At 64.6% G+C, this 786-nt stretch carries 1 protein-coding gene; it reads right to left on the bottom strand.

Annotation, left to right across the window (positions count from 1 at the left end):
• Nucleotides 1–208: 208 nt before the first annotated feature.
• A partial coding sequence (locus tag E5X34_RS32615; protein WP_292231267.1) for a TCP-1/cpn60 chaperonin family protein occupies nt 209–786 on the bottom strand: 578 nt, incomplete at its 5' end.

The following is a 786-nucleotide window of genomic DNA, read 5'->3' as shown; positions in this document are numbered from 1 at the left end:
CCGCATGACCAGCAATATGGCCGCCCCCTTTTTGCAGAACTTGACGCACACAACCCGCCAGGCCCTATCGTCCATACAAAAAGGGCGGCATCGCTGCCGCCCTTCCGTATGCATTAGCCAGGTAGGCTGGATTAGAAGTCCATGCCGCCACTCAAGCCCGCTAGCGGGCTTGAGCAATGTTAGTTGATGGGCGTGCTTTATGGACTTCTTAGAAGTCCATGCCGCCCATGCCACCCATGCCGCCGCCAGGCATGCCGCCCGGCATACCGCCGGCAGCTTCCTTCTTCGGAGCTTCGGCGATCATGGCTTCGGTGGTGACCAGCAGACCGGCGACCGAGGCCGCGTCCTGGAGAGCGGTGCGCACGACCTTGACCGGGTCGACGATGCCCATGGCGATCATGTCGCCATAGTCGCCGGTCTGGGCGTTGAAGCCGAAGGTCGCGCCCTTGTTCTCGAGGATCTTGCCAGCAACGATCGAAGCTTCCGCACCGGCGTTCGACGCGATCTGGCGGGCCGGAGCCTGCAGCGCGCGGCGCACGATGTTGATGCCGGCAGCCTGATCGGAGTTGACGCCGGTGGCCTTGACGTTGGCCGAGGCGCGCAGGAGCGCCACGCCGCCGCCGGCGACGATGCCTTCTTCCACGGCCGCGCGGGTCGCGTTCAGCGCGTCGTCAACGCGGTCCTTCTTTTCCTTCACTTCCACTTCGGTCGCACCGCCGACGCGGATCACGGCAACGCCGCCGGCGAGCTTCGCCAGACGTTCCTGCAGCTTCTCCTTGTCGTAGT

This window comes from Mesorhizobium sp., from assembly GCF_004963255.1.
Classification (GTDB): Bacteria; Pseudomonadota; Alphaproteobacteria; order Rhizobiales; family Rhizobiaceae; genus Mesorhizobium.
The sequence above is the reverse complement of the archived record's forward strand: the minus strand, read 5'-3'. Positions and strand labels throughout refer to the sequence as shown.